The organism is Thioclava sp. F28-4 (assembly GCF_002020045.1).
GTDB classification, from domain to species: domain Bacteria; phylum Pseudomonadota; class Alphaproteobacteria; order Rhodobacterales; family Rhodobacteraceae; genus Thioclava; species Thioclava sediminum.
Genome location: NZ_MPZQ01000015.1, coordinates 14,364 through 30,564 on the forward strand (window position 1 = coordinate 14,364; position 16,201 = coordinate 30,564).

The following is a 16,201-nucleotide window of genomic DNA, read 5'->3' on the forward strand; positions in this document are numbered from 1 at the left end:
TCCAAGCCGTTGACTTTACCGCGGCTAATTGGCTTACCTGCAGTATTGAAAAGAACTGGAGTGCCCGCACATGCCGCAAACAGCGACGGCAAATATCCTGAACATCCTCGAATCCGATTTCTCCGGCGTCGTGGAGGAGTGGCTTGGCACTCAGGTGAAAGAGGGCGTGAAACGCTCTGACCTGTTCTCCGACTCCGAGAGCCGTGCGCAGAACCAGGAACTTCTGAAAGCCTTCACCAAGGGTGTCCGCGCGGGCGTCGTGAATGAAGAGTTCAGCCTGGACGACGACGAATGGGAAGACCTGCGCGCCGTCCTTGCAGATGTGAGCAAGGAACGCGTCGGGCGTGGTGTGACGCCGACCGAAATGGCGACTTTCGTTCTGGCCCTCAAAGCCCCGCTGTTCACACGGCTCGAGGCGATGACGGATATCGAAAGCGGCAAGCTCATCAGCGACGTGCTGATGGTGACGCGTCTCGTCGATGCCTTCGCGATCTACACCAACGAGATCTTCATCGGCGAGCGCGACCAGATCATAGAGCGCCAGCGCCAGGAAATGCTTGAACTCTCGACGCCGGTCGTCGAGCTTTGGGACCGCGTCCTCACGCTACCGCTGATCGGCACGCTGGATTCCGCCCGCGCGCAGGAGGTCATGGAGAACCTGCTGGAGACCATCCTCGAGCGGCAGGCCGAGGTGGTGATCATGGACATCACCGGTGTCGGCACGGTTGACACGCAGGTGGCGCAGCACCTTTTGCGCGCCGCGGCCGCCGTGCGCCTGATGGGCGCGGAATGCATCATCAGCGGCATCAGCCCGATGATCGCGCAGACCATGGTGCAGCTCGGCATCGACGTGGGCACGGTGTCCACCCGGTCCAGCATCCGCACGGCTCTGGCCGATGCATTGCAGAAGGTCGGCTACGTCATCAAAACCAGTGAGGTTTCCTGACGTGTCGGGTGTGACGTCCATAAACCTGGTCGAGAACGCGCTTCTCGTCTCCATTCAGGACGACGTCACCGATACGGAAATCGTGGAGCTGCAGGACACGTTGTCGAACCGGATCGCCAAGGAAAACGTCAAAGGCGTGATCCTCGATATCAGTTCGCTGGAGATCGTCGATACCTTCGTCGGGCGTGTCATTGCCCAGCTCGCTGGCATTTCCAAGCTGCTGGCCGCTGAAACCTACGTTGTGGGGATGCGGCCCGCGGTTGCGGTGACCTTGGTGGAGCTGGGGATGTACCTGCCCGAGACCCGTACGGCGCTCAGCCTGACCCATGCACTCACTCAGTTGCGGCGTGCCTGATCCAAACGAAACATCCAGCAGACCCGCGGTTGCGGAGATAACGCTCGCGACCAGTCGCGATGTCGTCGCTGCGCGCCAGGCGGTCGCCCGAATTCTCAAGGAACGCGGGCTGTCGGCGGTGCGGATCACCCGGTTCGCGACGGCTGTGAGCGAAATCACCCGCAACGCCATCGTCCACGGTGGCGGCGGCAAGATTTCAATTTATCTCGACGGTCGTAACGAGTATCTGCGCGTCGAATGCCGGGACGAGGGGCCGGGGATCGAAAATGTGATGCTGGCCATGTCCGAGGGCTATACGACCGCGGGCGGGCTCGGCAAAGGTCTTGGCGGGGCCAAACGCCTCTCACATGGGTTCGAGGTCCACTCAGCGCCCGGGAAAGGAACAACCGTTTCCATGAGCGTGAAGCTATGAACCAGTGGGTCGAAATTGATGATCGTAGCGCCGTGGCCGTCGTGCGGCGGCTTGCGCGGCGCCATGGCGTCGAGATCGGTCTGCCCGAGACCCGCGTCGGCGAGCTCGCGATCGTGGCCACGGAGGCCGCGACGAACATCCTGCGCTACGCAGAGCGCGGGCGGGCCCTGATCGAACTCGTGCGCCAGCCCGGCGCCGATGTCATCAACATGATCTTCACCGATCGCGGGCCGGGGATCGCGGATATCGACCGGATGTTCCAAGACGGCGAAAGCTCCACCGATTCCGCAGGGCTCGGGCTCGGGGCGATCGTGCGCCTGTCGGATACGTTCGATATCTTCAGTTCGCCCGACACCGGAACGACGATCGTATGTACCTTCGGCGGGAAAAGCGCCGGGGCTGATTGCGGCGTTGACGCGGTGGGGCTGCGCGTCTGCCACCCGAACGAAGACACCTGCGGCGACGACTTTCAGATCCGGCAGACACCGCGGGCGACCGATGTGTTGCTTTGCGATGGTCTCGGGCATGGTCCTGCCGCCGCCGAAGCCGCCAGCGAAGTCATCGAGGCCGCTGGCGCTGCGGGCGGGCTCTCGTCCGAACCGGGCAAGCTGATGCGCCAGATCACCGAGCGGCTGGTCGGGCGGCGCGGCGCGGTGGCAGCGCTGATGCATATCGCGCAGCCGCAGATGGAGCTGCGCTACGCCGCGCTTGGCAATATCTCCTCCTTGCTGGTCGGCGCGAATGGCATTCGCCGGATGGCGGTGCGGGACGGTCGCATCGGTGGCGCGGCCACCCATGGCTACGAGGAAGTCGTGCAACTGGAGGCGGGGGACATGGTGATCCTGCATAGCGACGGTTTGAAAACCCTGCGGGAGGCGCATTTCCCGCCCGGACTGCTGAAGAAGAGCCCGCTCTTGATTGCCGGATTTCTGCTGGATCGGGCCTTCCGCGGACGCGATGATGCCAGCATCGTCGTCTTGCGTAGCAACCGGGAGCGCGAGCAGTGAAGACGACGAAGCTCACCACCGTGACCCTCGAGAAAAGCACCGACGTCGCCCGGTTGCGCGATGTCGCAATGACTTTGACCAGCGTGCTGCAGTTCAGCTCCTTCGAGCGCACAAGGACCGTCACAGCCGTCGTCGAACTCGGCCGCAACGCGATCGAGCATGGCCAAAAGGGCCGCGCGACCTTCTCGCTCACCGAGGCGAGCGGCAAACCGGCGCTTGGGCTTCTCGTGACCGATCAGGGGCGGGGCATCCCGAAGGAGAACCTTCAGCCCGATGGCGCACCGTCCTCGGCGACGGGGATGGGCCTCGGCCTTCGCGGCGTGCAGCGGATCGCCACGCGTTTCGATGTCCAGACCGGCCATGAGGGCACGCGCATCGATGCGGTTTTCCTGTCCTCAGCCGTTCTGCCGGCGGGCGCCCAACTCGTCGAGCAGGCGACCGAGGCGCTCGACGCCCTCAGCGCCAAGGATCCGACGGCGGCCCTTAACGAGCAGAACCGCGAGCTGAGCGAGGAGATCACGGAACGCGACCTGCTGATGCAGGAGCTTCACCACCGCACGGGCAACAATCTGGCGCTCATCGCCGCGCTCATTCGCATGAGCAAGTCGCGGGCCAAACAGGACGAAACCCATCAGGTTCTGACCGAGCTCGAAGTCCGCGTCGGGGCGCTCTCCAAGGCCCACGAGCTGATGCAACGCGGAACCGACACCGGTAAGGTCGATCTGGCCGAGATGGCAGCTGAAGTCGCAAGGACGTCGGAGCGCGCCTTCAGCGGCGGAAGCCTCGACGCCAATATCGAGGTGAGCTGCGCAGAGCTGCAACTCGACAGTAAGCTTGCCATCGACATCGGGCTCATCATCGGCGAGCTCATCACCAACGCGTTCAAATATGCCTTCGTCGGCAGGGATAGCGGGACCATCCGCGTCGAAGTCTCCGGCGATGTGCAGAGCGGTATCGCCTTGGTGGTGTCCGACAACGGCATCGGCTTGCCCTCGGATGCCGAACGGCCGGAGCGCTCGAATTCTCTCGGTTGGCGATTGATCCGGACGCTGACCTTCCAGCACGACGCGACCCTGACCGTGGATGGCACGGATGGGCTGCGCGTGTGCATCGAGTTCCCCGCGCAGGCCTGACAGTCGCGGCATGGCGCAGGGACGCGCGCGGTGCAGAAGGGTGCACGGCGAAGCACGCAGGAGCGTAAGCCGCGCAGGGCGACCCGAGGGTCTGATTGCAGTCGCATTTTCAGGGATTGCGCACTTTCAGAGTGTTGATGTGTCGATCAACAAAGGAAAGTGGCGGAGAGACAGGGATTCGAACCCTGGGTCGGCTCTCACCGACAACGGTTTTCGAGACCGCCGCATTCGACCACTCTGCCACCTCTCCGCATCAGGGGTCGTCTTGTAGGGCGGGATTTAGCCGCCCTCGCGCGCCCTTGCAACCCGTTTTTCGACGAAATTTTCAGATCTTTCGCAAACCCGTCATAATCGCTGCGTCAACGCATCCGCAGCGCCCCGTCGAGGCGGATGACTTCGCCGTTCAGATAGCCGCTCTGGACGATGAAACCGGCGAGTTTCGCGTATTCCGACGGATCGCCGAGCCGTTTCGGGAAGGTCACTTCCGCGGCGAGGCTGTCTTGCACCTCCTGCGGCAGGCCCTTCATCATCGGCGTCGCGAAAATGCCCGGCGCGATGGCGCAGCAGCGGATGCCCTGACTCGCGAGATCGCGGGCCAGCGGCAGAGTCATCGCGACGATACCGCCCTTTGAGGCCGCATAGGCTGCCTGGCCCTTTTGCCCGTCGAAGGCGGCGATGGAGGCGGTGTTGACGATCACGCCGCGCTCGGGGCCGGGGTTGCGCGCCATTTCGGCTGCGGCGAGGCGGGCGACGTTGAAGCTGCCCACGAGGTTGATGTCGATCGTGCGCGCGAAGCTCTCGAGCCGGTGCGGACCCTCGCGGCCCACGACGCGCTCTCCGGTGGCGATGCCCGCGCAATTGACGGCGACGTCGATGCCGCCCATTGCGCTCACCGCGGCGGCGATCCCGGCGGCGACACTGTCTTCGGAGGTCACGTCGACCTCGGCGAAGGTCGCGCCGATCTCGGCGGCATAGGCCTCGCCGCCGGCGCGGTCGCGGTCGAAGAGCGTCACCTGCGCCCCCGACTCAACGAAGTGCCGGGCGGTCGCAGCCCCCAGACCCGAGGCGCCGCCGGTGATGACGGCACGAATTTCACTCAACTCCATGTGATCCTCCCTGGAAATGAACGTGTGTTCATTAACCAAAGGAACCCCCGCTTTGTCCAGTCTTGCCAATGCATTTTGCGCCTGCAGCATTCGTCGCTTCGATCACGTCTTGTGACACGTTCGGCAAAGCGCCGCTTATGCTTGGAACCAACCGGATTGATTTCGCATTCAGGGGGCATAGGTCCGGGCAACGGATCTGATCCAAAACGTCTCAACGGGGGATGAACCCCCAAGACAGGAGAGAGAGAAACATGAAACGTATCATCGTTACGTCGAGCATTCTGGCACTCGCTGGCTCCGCCGCAATGGCGGGCGGTTACACCACTCCGGCACCGGCCCCCGAGGTCACCCCGGCTCCGGTCGCAGTGGCGCCCGCACAGTTCAGCTGGGACGGCTTCTACGCCGGTGTTCAACTCGGCTACGGCAAAGCCAACGAGTCGATCGACGGCGACGGCGTCGTCGGCGGTGCCCACGCTGGCTACCTCTATGACTTCGGCAACTATGTCCTCGGTGGCGAACTGGCCTACAACGCTGCGAACATCGACGACAGCAACTCCGGTGCGAAGGTCAAGTCGATGACCGATCTCAAGATGATCGCCGGTGCGCCTTACAACAACATGCTGTTCTACGGCACGCTCGGTGCGTCCTATGTCGACGCCGAAGACGGTGCGGGCAACGGCTATTCCGACACCGTTCCGCTGGTTGGTATCGGCATGAAATATGCCATCAACCCGAAGTGGACCGTCGGGACCGAGCTCGACTACCGCGACGGCAACAACTTCGACGGCACCACCAACGATCTGAACACCACGACGCTGAACCTCACCGCGTCCTACAAGTTCTGATCTCAGGCGGACCGTCTGATCTACGCGGGCGGGGGGAAACCTCCGCCCGTTTTCTATGTGCGGGCAATGCCGCGGCGCGGCAAAATTGGGGCAGGGCGGCTCAATCCGGGGCGATCAGGCCGAGGCCGCGCAGATAGACGCCGATGCCGCTTTCCAGCAGATCCTCGGGGGCGTAGGGCGAGCGATTTCCCTCACGCGCGTAAAGCTCCACCACACCGTGGCTCATCGCCCAGACATGGGCTGAGACCATCGCGACGGGCGGGCGTTTTTCCACTGGCACATGTTCCATCAAGGCGCGCGTCGCGCGTTCCATCGCGGTGCTGGATTTGCTCGCCACCGCTGCAAGATCAGGCGAGCGGTTGGGCGAGATGCCGCTTTCGAACATCGCCATGTAGTGACCCGGATATTTCCGGGCGAAAGCCAGATAGGCGCGGCCCACGGCAGAAAACGCCGCCAGCGCCGAAGGCTTCCCACCGTTCCACGCATGATCCAGAAGATCGCCGAAAATCATATAGCCCTGACGCGCGCATTCCGCGATCAGGTCCTCGCGCCCCTCGAAATGGCGATAGACCGCAGCCGGGGTCACGCCCGCGCGTTTCGCCGCCTCCGAGAGCGTGAACCCGGTCGGGCCCTTCTCCTCGATCAGCTCCAGCGCGGAGGCGACGAGCGCCTGACGCAGATTGCCGTGATGATAGCCTTGCTTAGACATTCAGAACGTCGATGCCGCCGCAGATTTTACCGTCGATTTCGCCAATCGCCTCAGGGTCCTTATGCGCGTAATCGACCGCGTTCAGCACCGTCTGGATCGCGGCGATCCGGGCGCGTTTCTTGTCGTCCGAGCGGATCACGGTCCAGGGCGCATGATCGGTGTCGGAACGCTCGAGCGTCTCCTGAATCGCCTCGGAATAGGCGTCCCAGCGCTTGAGCCCCTCGACGTCGATCCAGCTCAGCTTCCACTGCTTGAGCGGATCCTTCTCGCGCTTGAGGAAGCGGCGCAGCTGCTCTGCACGGTCCACGTTCAGCCAGAGCTTCACGAGGATGACCCCGTCATCGACCAGCATCTTCTCGAAATCGGGAAGCTGGTAGAAGAAGTGCTCGCGCTGCTGGGGCGTGCAGAAATCGAAGACATGCTCGACCACGCCCCGGTTGTACCAGCTCCGGTCGAACATCGCGATCTGGCCCGCCGCGGGCAACCAGTCGATATAGCGCTGGAAATACCATTGCGTGGCTTCGGTCTCTGTGGGTTTGGGCAGCGCCACGACATAGGCCGAGCGCGGGTTCAGGTTCTGCCGCATCCGCCCGATCGTGCCGCCTTTGCCCGCCGCGTCGCGCCCCTCGAAGATCACCGCGATGCGTTTGCCGGTTTCCTTGGCGTCCCAGAACATCTTGACCAGCTCGACCTGAAGCGCATCCATCTGGCGGTCGTATTTCTTGCGCTTCATCTCTTCGTTATAGGGGTAGGAGGGCGAGAGCATGTCATCCTTGCCCGCCTCCTCGATCGCCTCGCGCACGGCATCGGGCGCTTCGTCCTCGAGGTAGCTGGTGATGTCGCCCACGAAGGGGATGTCGAACGGCGGGTCGCTCTTGTCCTTGGCCATGATCTGCCTTTTGTCGTTTCACGGCAGTATGCTGCGCGGGCCGGGGCGGTGCAAGCGGCGCCGCATCCGCAAGGGGTGGCGACAGCGCGTCTGTGATCTGGGTGCAAAGCCGGAGGGGCGGGCGCTCAGGCGGCCCTCATTCCGCCGCCGGGCGCATCGGGATCGAATAGCCCGCGCGCTCGGCCACACGATCCACCGCGGCGACCGTCTGCTGCAACGCGACATGTGGAACCATATGGCCGATCCCGTCGAGCGAGATCAGTTCCGCTCCCGGCACCTCGTTCGTGAACGGCACCGCGTGAATCTGCTCGCCCACGATGGTGTCGGCCGTGCCATGGACCGAGACCACAGGCAGGTCGAGATCGGGGTAATGCGGGATCATCTGCTGAATCTGCGACTTCAGGCTGGCGCGCTGGCGGGCATTCACCCGCATCGTCTGTACCCGCAGCGTCATGCCGGGGCCGAACCAGTGCAGATAGCCAATGGGCATTTCCTGCGGCGTGAAAACGCTCTCCACCTCGGAGCGGATGATCGCAGGCGGGGTCCAGGCCGAGATCAGCGGCACGACAACCGCCTGACCCAGCGGCGGCGAGGTGATCTCATAGAGCAGCGGCAGCCCGGTATCCCAGCTATGCGAAGGCGCGGAGACCGGCACCAGACCCGAGAGCGTGCCGGGCTGATATACCGCCCAGGCAATCGCCACCGCCCCCCCATAGGAATGGCCGAGCACGATAGGATCTTCCGCGCCCGCCATCTTGGTCGCTTTCTGCAGCAGCTTGGCCTGGTTCTCGATCGTGTCCTGATCCGCGGGCAACGGGTCGGAATAGCCGAAGCCCGGACGGTCGGGCACGAAGACGCGATAGCGTTTCGCCAGTTCCGGGGCGAGATCGAAGGTCAGATCGCGGGCCGAACCCGACGCGCCATGGATCAACACCACCGCCGGGCCGTGATCACCCTTGATGACCATATGAACGCGCTGATCGCCGACATCGACGAATGTGCCGTTGGGCGGGTAGCGCTGCTCCGCCATGCGGGCCCGCCAACTCTCCAGCCCCCATGTCGCGCCGCTCAGGATGAGCAGCAGCACGACAAGGCTAGTTACCAATCTCGGCCAGATCATACGGCGTTTCCTGATAAATCTCGTTTATCCAGTTGCCGTAAAGCAGGTGGGCGTGGCTTTTCCACCTGTTGGTCGGCACCCGGCTCGGGTCGTCCTCAGGATAATAATTCGCGGGGACGTTGATTGGTTTCCCCGACGCGACGTCACGATCGTATTCTTCCTTCAACGTGCCGCTGTCATATTCGAGATGATTGAAGATATAGAGCGCGCGATGGGCGCGATCTTCGACCAGACAGGGCCCGGTTTCATCGGAATGGATCAGCGTGGTCATACCCGCCGCTTCCAGCTCGTCGCGCCGCATCTCGGTCCAGCGGCTGACCGGGATCAGCAGATCGTCCGAGAAGCCCCGCAGATAGGGCGAGGCGGGCGCGCAATTGCGATGCCGGAAGCAGCCGAACGCTTTGTGATCGAGCATATGCTTGTTCACGCCGTGGAAGTAATAGGCCATCGCCATGCCGCCCCAGCACACGCCGAAGGTCGAGAAGACATGGGTCTGGGTCCAGTCGAAGATCCGCTTGAGCTCTTCCCAGTAAGTCACTTCCTCGAAAGGCAAATGTTCGATCGGGGCGCCGGTGATGATCAGCCCGTCGAACTTCTCGCCGGTGGCTTCTACCTCCTCGAACGGACGGTAGAACTCCTCCATATGCGCGGCGGCGGTGTTCTTCGTCTGGTGCTCGCTCATGCGGATCAGCTGGAAGTCGATCTGCAGCGGCGTCGCACCGATCAGCCGGGCGAACTGGTTCTCGGTCTGGATTTTCTTCGGCATGAGATTGAGAAGGCCAATCCGAATGGGGCGGATTTCCTGCCGGGATGCCCGTTCGGGCGACATCACCATCACGCCTTCCCGCGACAGGATGTCGAAGGCGGGGAGGTTTTCAGGCAACTTGATCGGCATTGGTTTTCAGTCTCTTACAGGGTGAAGTTAAAGTAATGCGTGAAGCGTCTTGGCTCACGCGGGCAAAGCATCAGCGATCAGCGATGTAAAATCTTTTGCATCGCGGACAAGGTAGAGATCTTCGGCGCGGATCGTCACGCCCCAGTTTTTCGCCATCGCCGCATAGCGCGGCTGACGATGCGCCAGCGCCTGCGCATAGGTCCAGCGGACGAAATCGTCGGGGTCGACCTCCGTCTCCGCCACGCCTTTCAGCGCGCGATATTCGGCCCATTTCGCGGCCAGAAACTCGGGCTGGTAATACATCGGCTTCGGCGCACGCGAGAAGCGTTTGATCAGCTCTTCGGTATGGGCCTCGGAGCCTTCGATCCAGACCATCAGCAGGTTCTGCGACAGCGAGGTCAGGATCGGATCCTCGGGATCGTCGGGGTCCACGACCTCGCAGATCGAGCCGCCGGAATCGCACAGGAAATTCTCGATCCCGTAGATCTGCTTCGCGCGGTCGATGAAATGCGCCGTATCCAGAAGCGCCGCCATCTCCGCCGTGCGGTGCTGGCTCTGCCGTTCCAGATATTCCTCGAAGGGCAGCCCGCCCTTGGCAGGATCGCCAGGCTTGCCGAGGTAGGTCGAGAGCGGCGCAAGGTTCTCGAAGGTGATGTTCGACGCGATATAGACCGAGTCCGACAGCAGAAGCTCCGCCAGAAACGGGTTCTTCATCGCCTCGCGCTTGAAGTTGTCGGCGATATATTCGCCCATGTAGCGCGTGCCGATCCGGTAATCGACGGAGTAGTGAAACCAGCCCTCGTCGCGCAGCAGGCTCGCAGCCCAGGTCTTGCCGAGGCCGGACATGCCGAACAGAGCAACCTTCCTCGATTTGGCGGCCAGCCATTCGGCGCGATTGGAATAGATCATGTCGTCCCCATTGGTCTTTCGCCCCGGTGTAGCCCGGCAAGGCGCGCGCGTCACGGGGTTTTGGGACGGCGGTTCAGGATCAGCAGGCCAAGGGCGAGGATCGCGAAGCCCAAGGCCTCCGCCCAACCCAGACGTTCGTCATAGACCGCCCAACCCGCGAGGATCGCGACGGGCGGGATCAGGAGGGTGACGAGGGCGAGGTTGGCAGCGCCTGCGATTGCGAGAATGCGGTAATAGAGAAGGTAGGCCAGCGCCGAACAGCCGAAGCCGAGCCAGAGCATCGCGATCCAGACCGAGGGCGCGTAGTCGAAGCTCGGCACGCCTTCGGTGACAAGCAGGATCGGCAGCGTCCAGATCGCGCCACCTGTGAGCATCCCAGCCGCTGCAACTTCGGGTCGTAACCCCCTGATTGCAAAGCGCGCATAGGCTCCGGCGAAGCCGTAGCTCAGCGCCGCGCCGAGCACGGCAACTTGGCCCGCAGAGGTCAGATCGAACCCTTTCAGGGCATCCGGTCCGATCGCCACCACGACGCCCGCGAAGCCGACCGCGATGCCGGTGGCCTTGCGCGCGCTCAGCCGCTCGTCGGTGAAGACAACGGCCGCAATCAGCGCCCCGAAGATCGCGGTCGAGGCGTTCAGGATCGAGGCCAGCCCGCTATCGATATGCTTCTGCCCCCAGACGATGAGCGAGAAGGGAATGGCGTTGTTCAGCAGCCCCATGATCAGGAAATGCCCGAGATAGATCGGGTGGCGCGGTACCGGCAGGCGGCGCAGCGCGACATAGGCCCAGATCAGCACCGCGCCCGAGGCCACGCGCAGGAAGACCACGGTAAAGACGCCCGCACCCTCTAGGGCCGCGCGGTTCGACAGGAAGGACGAGCCCCAGATCAGCGCCAGCGCCGCGAGCAGCGCCCAGGCGAGCGGGGTGAGGGATAAAGGGGCGGGTGCGTGTTTCATCGCTTCGATCTAGCGGGCGGCAGCGACACGCACCACCCGGAACTTGCGGCATTGCCGATGTCCAAAGAAAAAGCCCCGCACGAGGCGGGGCTATTCCTAATTTTTCAGTGACTTGCGATCAGAAGTTGATCCCGACGCGCAGACCCGCGCCCCAACCGTCATTGCCGGTGAAGTCGCCGTTGATGCCATTGGTGGTCGCGTCGCCGATATCGACATAGCGAACGCCGCCGGTCACCTTGATGTTCTGGGTCGCCTGATAGCTTGCCGCCAGCGAGACCGACTTGAAGCCATCGGTCGGACCGAGGTTCCCGGTCGGTTTGCCGGTGTGCTTCTCATAGCCGAACATGATCGCACCCGACCACTGGTCGTTGAAGCGACGGCCAACGCCGAGATTGTAGGTGATCGTGTTGTCCGTGTATTCGACGAGCGCACCTTGACCATAGACGCCGCCATTCAGAGGGCTCTGCGTGTATGCGTTGGGCGAGATATCGAACTGGGTCCAGTGCACCCAGCGAACCGAGCCCATCAGCAGAGTATCCTTCATGATCCCGGTCTGGAATTCGAGGTTGACCGATTCCGGTACGGTGGTTTCGAAGTTCGAATTGAAGGTACCGGCGACGGTTTCTTCGGTTGCGCTGAAATCATGCGTGATCTTGGAGTTGTAGGTCAGAGCCACGCGGGCCGCGATTTCCGGCTTTTCCCAAGCCACCCCGACGACATAACCGAAATCGGTCTCGTCCGAAGTCTTCATCTTGTAGTTCAGGAACGGAAGCGAAACCTTGCCCGACGCGCTCTCGCTACGAACACCGCCGTAGAACGATACGTTGTTCGGCATCTTGTAGCGCAGCAGTGCCGTAATAGCCGCGGACTTGATCGATGCCTGAGAACCACCGAGCGGATAGCCTGCCGGCGGAGCGGGCTGAGCGGGATAGTTCACTTTTGCACCGATCGGCTGATCGAAGATAACCGCGAGGTCCCATTGATCGCTCAGATGCTGCTTGTAACCAAGGCTCACCGTGCCATAGCCGGGCGCCATGTCGCCCGAAGAGGGGTTGCCAAAGGGTCCGTAGCTCACCGAACCCGACACGTCCGGATTGAACGCGCCGAAGCTCACTTCGCCGTAATTGCCCTGTTCGAACAGGATGCCGACCGATTGCGTCGAGCGCTCCACCCCGCCCGCATGGGCCGCGCCTGCGCCAATCGCGAGTGCGGCCATCGAAGTCATCACACGTTTCATAATGTTCCTCTTCCCTAACGTGTCCCGAAGGAGATCCTAACGTCTCGAAGGAATTCCTTTCGGTGACGCTACCAGCCGGAAGGTGTAAATCAATCTGCGCTTCACGATGACGTCACGTTCTGTTGCCCGCATGCACGGAAAAATGTGTCTTTGCGGCCACTCGAAGGTGACGTTCACGTCAAGTTCTGAACTGAAGCGTTTAGAAGCCGTTGGAAAACTTGAGAATCGCAAGAAGGCCGAGCCAGAGAGCCGCGCCGAAGAGCGCGACCAAAACCGCACTCCAAAGCGTGGCACGTGGAGCTGGCAGATGTGGCGGCCCGTCGGTCTTGCGCGCCTGCAACGACGTTCCGGCAGGCGGGGGCTGTCTGCGCTTTGCGCGCGATTGATTTTCAGGAGCGCGGGCCATTTCGCCTCAGGGTTGTCATGTTTCACGCCGTCATTAACCCCAGCTTAGGTAAAGCAAGCCTTAATGGCGGCGATGAAACCTGTCCGTCTCACGCAATTGTCAGGCCCCGATGCGGGCTGGGATCGGGCGTTGCGCGCGCTTGCGCCGGGGCGCCCGCCAGCCTTTCAGCAAGCGGCGCTCTATGGGACGCTTGCTGCCGCGCGGGGGCGGCGCGTCCTGCGGCTCGAGATCACACATGAGGGCAGGCGGATCGCACTGGCCCAGATGATCGGGCGCGGCGGGCTGTGGCTTCTGTCGCGCGGGCCGGTCTTCGCTCCGGGCCTTGATCGCTCTCTCCAAATCGCGGTGCTGCGCCGGATCGCGCGCCGATGGGGGATCATCCTCGCGACGCCGGACGCGCCGATGGCCGGGGTTGGGTTGGTCCCGCTGATCACGCCCCGCCACCATGCGCTTTGGTCCTTGCAGCCCGAGACCGAGGCGCTGCGCGCCGGGCTGGCCGGAAAATGGCGCAATCGCTTGGCGGCGGCGGAGCGCGTGGGGCTGCGGGTGAGGTTGGAGCCCGAGATCGACTGGCTTCTCGCCGCCGATGCCGCGCAGCAACGGGCGCGTGGCTACCGCGCATTGCCGCCCGGCTTCACGCGCGCCTGGGCGGATCACAACCCGGCGGGTCTTCTCGCGCTGCGCATCGAGGATTCCAAGGGACAGCGCCTCGCGGGCGGCATCTTCCTACTCCATGGCGAGGGGGCGAGCTATCATGTCGGCTGGACCGGGCCGGAGGGGCGCGGGTCGGGCGCGCACAACCTGATGCTCTGGCACGCGGCGCTGCGGCTGAAGGCGCGTGGGATCCGGCAGCTCGATCTCGGCGCGGTGGATAGCGAGGACGGGGCAGGGCGGATGCGCTTCAAGCTGGGCACCGGCGCGCAGCCGCATAGCCTCGGAGCGACCCTTTGGGTGCTGCCCGGTTAACCCTTCTCCTTGAGGAAAATATCCCCGCCGGAGGCTCCCTCAACCTGCCGCAGGCGCACCGCCGGACTGTCGCGCATGAAAGATGAAGCCGAGGAAATTCAGAAGCACTTGCGCGGCGAGGATCGGGGTGGAGCCGGTGGGGTCGTAATCGGGGGCGACCTCGACCAGATCGATGCCCACCACCTCGTGCCGCTTCGCCACGCCCTGCAGGATCTCCAGCACCTCGTAATAGAGAAACCCGCCATGGCTCGGCGTCCCGGTGCCGGGCGCGATCGAGGGGTCGAACCCGTCGATATCGATCGTGACATAGATCCGCGCGCCCTCCGGGATGCGGGCCAGCACGCCCTCGGCCCCCAGCTTGCGCACCTGCCGCACACTCAGGAAATCGTCGCCCATCGCACGGGCGGCGTCATAGCCCTCTTTCGAGGTCGAGGACACGTTGCGAATGCCGAGCGCGGTGATCCCCGAGACGTACCCCTTCTCGGCGGCGCGGCGCATCGGGTTGCCGTGGCCCTCGGTCACGCCGTGCCGTTCGTCCACGAAATCGAGATGGGCGTCGATTTGCAGGATATGGATCGGGCCCTTCTCGGCGCAATCGGCCTCGAAGGCGCGAATGCAGGGGATATTGATCGAGTGATCGCCGCCGATCACCACCGGCAGCGCGCCCGCCTTCAGCATCGCGCGCACGCCGGTCTCGATATTGGCATGGCTCTTCACCGTGTCGGTATGGACGATGTCGGCATCGCCGATATCCACGATGGTGACCTCCGGTCCGAGATAGGTCGCGTCGTCCTCGTGATCGTAAGCCCCGGCATGACCGAAGGAGAACAGGGTCGAGGCCTCGCGCACCGCCCGCGGCCCGAACCGTGCGCCGGGGCGGAATTGCGTGCCGAAATCGAAGGGCGCGCCCATCACGGCCACATCCGCCTCGATCGCGTCCCAATCGGCTACGTATGCGCGCTTGCCGAAAGTGGAAATCCCCACGAAGGGCAGGTTCAGCCGCCCCGATTCATACCCATGTCCCGCCATCTTGCCTCCTGACACCCTGTCGCACCTCGGACAGCTTTTCGCCGCGCGCGAAATATTGCAAGCTTCCGCGCGACCGAAATGATTTGCCGATGGCCCGAGGTAAGAACATGTCCTTCGCCCCGCCCAAGATGACGCCCAAGGGCCTGTTTCGCCGCACCCCGCCCGCGATGTTCCCGCCCGTGCTGGGGTTGATGGGCCTCGGGATCGCATGGCGGCGCGGTGTCGGGCAATTCGCGCTGCCGCCCGATCTGGCGGAGCTGTTTCTGGGCGCGGTGACGCTGCTCGCGCTGTTCACGCTGGTGGCATACGGCGCGAAGGTCGTGCGGCGCCCGGGCGTGGTGTTCGAGGATCTGCGCGTGCTGCCGGGGCGTGCGGGGCTCGCCGCGGGAACGCTGACGATCTATCTGATCGCGGCCTCGCTTGCGCCCTATGGGGGGCTCGCCACCGTCATCTTCTGGCTGGGCGTCGCGGTGCATCTGGGGCTGATCGCGGCGGTTATCTACACGCTCGCCACCGGCCCGGCCGAGCAGCGCCGCGTCAATCCGACATGGCAGCTGACCTTCTCGGGCTGGATCGTCGGCGCGGTGGCAGGGGTGATCCTCGGGCTCGATACGGTGGCGCTGGTGATGTTCTGGGTCGCGATGCTGTCGGCGGTCGTGATCTGGATGATCTCGCTGCAGCAATTCTCCCGCGAGCGCGTGCCTGCACCGCTGCGCCCGCTCTTGGCCATTCACCTCGCGCCGGCCGCGCTGATCGGCACGGTGGCGAGCGCGTTCGGCGCGATGGGGATCGCGCAGGCGATGGCGATCCTGGCGGCGGCCTTCCTTCTGGCGCTGGTCGTGTCGATACGCTGGCTGCTCGCAGGAGGCTTCTCGCCGCTCTGGGGGGCGTTCACATTCCCGGCAGCGGCGACGGCGGGGTGCTGGCTCGCGCTTGGCGGAGTCTGGGAGTTGCCCGGCGCGCTGATGCTGACGGCGGCGACGCTGATCGTGGTGCCGATTGCGCTGAAGGTGCTGCAGCTTTGGGCGAAGGGCCAGCTTGCGATGAAGACCAACGCCGCGATTGCCTGAGCGCGGAGGGCGGCGCCCGAGCTTCGGGTGGGCGCTTTCAGGCAAGGGGGCCGGGCGCTTTATCTTTCTAGCCCGCATGTCGGATGTGCCTGCGCTGACATCGCCAATGCGCCCTCCCGTGGGGAGGGTCGGGCGCGGCCCGGGGCTGGTCGCCCCGCGCCACCGTAGGAGGCTGAGACGATGGCGCTATATCCCTCGCTTCCGCACACCC

Annotated in this window: 17 protein-coding genes and 1 tRNA gene; 8 read left to right on the forward strand and 10 right to left on the reverse strand. The window is 63.8% G+C overall.

The window, feature by feature from the left end:
• Positions 1 to 70: 70 nt before the first annotated feature.
• Genes BMI87_RS19565 through BMI87_RS19585 form a run of 5 tightly spaced genes read left to right on the forward strand, consistent with a single transcriptional unit; the run spans position 71 to position 3,853 of the window.
• Positions 71 to 946, forward strand: coding sequence for an STAS domain-containing protein (locus BMI87_RS19565; RefSeq protein ID WP_078523189.1), 876 nt, complete (start codon positions 71 to 73; stop codon positions 944 to 946).
• Positions 947 to 956: 10 nt separating this feature from the next.
• A complete protein-coding gene (locus tag BMI87_RS19570; RefSeq protein ID WP_232621759.1) occupies positions 957 to 1,301 on the forward strand; it encodes an STAS domain-containing protein in 345 nt (114 codons plus the stop codon).
• A complete protein-coding gene (locus BMI87_RS19575) occupies positions 1,294 to 1,713 on the forward strand; it encodes an ATP-binding protein (RefSeq protein WP_246832749.1) in 420 nt (139 codons plus the stop codon). Before BMI87_RS19570 ends, BMI87_RS19575 begins: the two co-directional genes overlap by 8 nt.
• Positions 1,710 to 2,720 (forward strand): ATP-binding SpoIIE family protein phosphatase, encoded by a 1,011-nt coding sequence (locus BMI87_RS19580; RefSeq protein ID WP_078523191.1) that lies wholly within the window; start codon positions 1,710 to 1,712, stop codon positions 2,718 to 2,720. Before BMI87_RS19575 ends, BMI87_RS19580 begins: the two co-directional genes overlap by 4 nt.
• Positions 2,717 to 3,853, forward strand: a complete 1,137-nt coding sequence (locus tag BMI87_RS19585; protein ID WP_078523192.1) for an ATP-binding protein — start codon at positions 2,717 to 2,719, stop codon at positions 3,851 to 3,853. The genes BMI87_RS19580 and BMI87_RS19585 overlap by 4 nt, the downstream gene beginning before the upstream one ends.
• Before the next feature lie 160 nt (positions 3,854 to 4,013).
• Here the strand turns inward: BMI87_RS19585 and BMI87_RS19590 are convergent.
• Both BMI87_RS19590 and BMI87_RS19595 read right to left on the reverse strand, forming a co-directional pair.
• Positions 4,014 to 4,103 (reverse strand) — tRNA-Ser (locus BMI87_RS19590).
• A gap of 109 nt (positions 4,104 to 4,212) precedes the next feature.
• Complete coding sequence (locus tag BMI87_RS19595) at positions 4,213 to 4,959, reverse strand: SDR family oxidoreductase (protein WP_078523193.1); 747 nt, start codon at positions 4,957 to 4,959, stop codon at positions 4,213 to 4,215.
• 251 nt (positions 4,960 to 5,210) lie between these two features.
• Between BMI87_RS19595 and BMI87_RS19600 the strand changes: the two genes are divergently transcribed.
• Positions 5,211 to 5,804, forward strand: a complete 594-nt coding sequence (locus tag BMI87_RS19600; RefSeq protein WP_158522152.1) for an outer membrane protein — start codon at positions 5,211 to 5,213, stop codon at positions 5,802 to 5,804.
• 100 nt (positions 5,805 to 5,904) lie between these two features.
• Here the strand turns inward: BMI87_RS19600 and BMI87_RS19605 are convergent, their stop codons facing one another.
• The 7 genes from BMI87_RS19605 to BMI87_RS19635 all read right to left on the reverse strand — a co-directional run bounded on the left by BMI87_RS19605 (position 5,905) and on the right by BMI87_RS19635 (position 12,519).
• Positions 5,905 to 6,513: a TetR/AcrR family transcriptional regulator gene (locus BMI87_RS19605; protein ID WP_078523195.1), complete on the reverse strand. Its 609-nt coding sequence runs from the start codon at positions 6,511 to 6,513 to the stop codon at positions 5,905 to 5,907.
• A complete protein-coding gene (gene ppk2, locus BMI87_RS19610; RefSeq protein ID WP_078523196.1) occupies positions 6,506 to 7,402 on the reverse strand; it encodes a polyphosphate kinase 2 in 897 nt (298 codons plus the stop codon). The genes BMI87_RS19605 and ppk2 overlap by 8 nt, the downstream gene beginning before the upstream one ends.
• Positions 7,403 to 7,538: 136 nt before the next feature.
• The gene (locus tag BMI87_RS19615) at positions 7,539 to 8,522 is read right to left on the reverse strand and encodes an alpha/beta fold hydrolase (protein ID WP_078523197.1); all 984 of its coding nucleotides are present in this window, start codon (positions 8,520 to 8,522) and stop codon (positions 7,539 to 7,541) included.
• Complete coding sequence (metA, locus tag BMI87_RS19620) at positions 8,497 to 9,417, reverse strand: homoserine O-succinyltransferase (RefSeq protein ID WP_078523198.1); 921 nt, start codon at positions 9,415 to 9,417, stop codon at positions 8,497 to 8,499. The genes BMI87_RS19615 and metA overlap by 26 nt, the downstream gene beginning before the upstream one ends.
• Before the next feature lie 54 nt (positions 9,418 to 9,471).
• Complete coding sequence (locus BMI87_RS19625; RefSeq protein WP_078523199.1) at positions 9,472 to 10,326, reverse strand: ATPase; 855 nt, start codon at positions 10,324 to 10,326, stop codon at positions 9,472 to 9,474.
• Positions 10,327 to 10,376: 50 nt separating this feature from the next.
• Positions 10,377 to 11,282 carry a DMT family transporter gene (locus tag BMI87_RS19630; RefSeq protein ID WP_078523200.1) on the reverse strand — a complete coding sequence of 302 codons (906 nt, stop codon included), beginning with the start codon at positions 11,280 to 11,282 and terminating at the stop codon, positions 10,377 to 10,379.
• Positions 11,283 to 11,400: 118 nt separating this feature from the next.
• Positions 11,401 to 12,519 carry an outer membrane protein transport protein gene (locus BMI87_RS19635; protein ID WP_078523201.1) on the reverse strand — a complete coding sequence of 373 codons (1,119 nt, stop codon included), beginning with the start codon at positions 12,517 to 12,519 and terminating at the stop codon, positions 11,401 to 11,403.
• Between the two features lie 469 nt (positions 12,520 to 12,988).
• Between BMI87_RS19635 and BMI87_RS19640 the strand changes: the two genes are divergently transcribed.
• Positions 12,989 to 13,891, forward strand: a complete 903-nt coding sequence (locus BMI87_RS19640; RefSeq protein ID WP_078523202.1) for a GNAT family N-acetyltransferase — start codon at positions 12,989 to 12,991, stop codon at positions 13,889 to 13,891.
• Positions 13,892 to 13,930: 39 nt separating this feature from the next.
• Here BMI87_RS19640 and speB read toward each other — a convergent pair whose 3' ends face one another.
• Positions 13,931 to 14,920 (reverse strand): agmatinase, encoded by a 990-nt coding sequence (gene speB / locus BMI87_RS19645; protein WP_078523203.1) that lies wholly within the window; start codon positions 14,918 to 14,920, stop codon positions 13,931 to 13,933.
• Between the two features lie 89 nt (positions 14,921 to 15,009).
• On the opposite strand from speB, the gene BMI87_RS19650 reads away from it, so the two are divergent.
• Positions 15,010 to 15,990 carry a hypothetical protein gene (locus BMI87_RS19650; RefSeq protein ID WP_078523204.1) on the forward strand — a complete coding sequence of 327 codons (981 nt, stop codon included), beginning with the start codon at positions 15,010 to 15,012 and terminating at the stop codon, positions 15,988 to 15,990.
• Positions 15,991 to 16,201 lie beyond the last annotated feature (211 nt).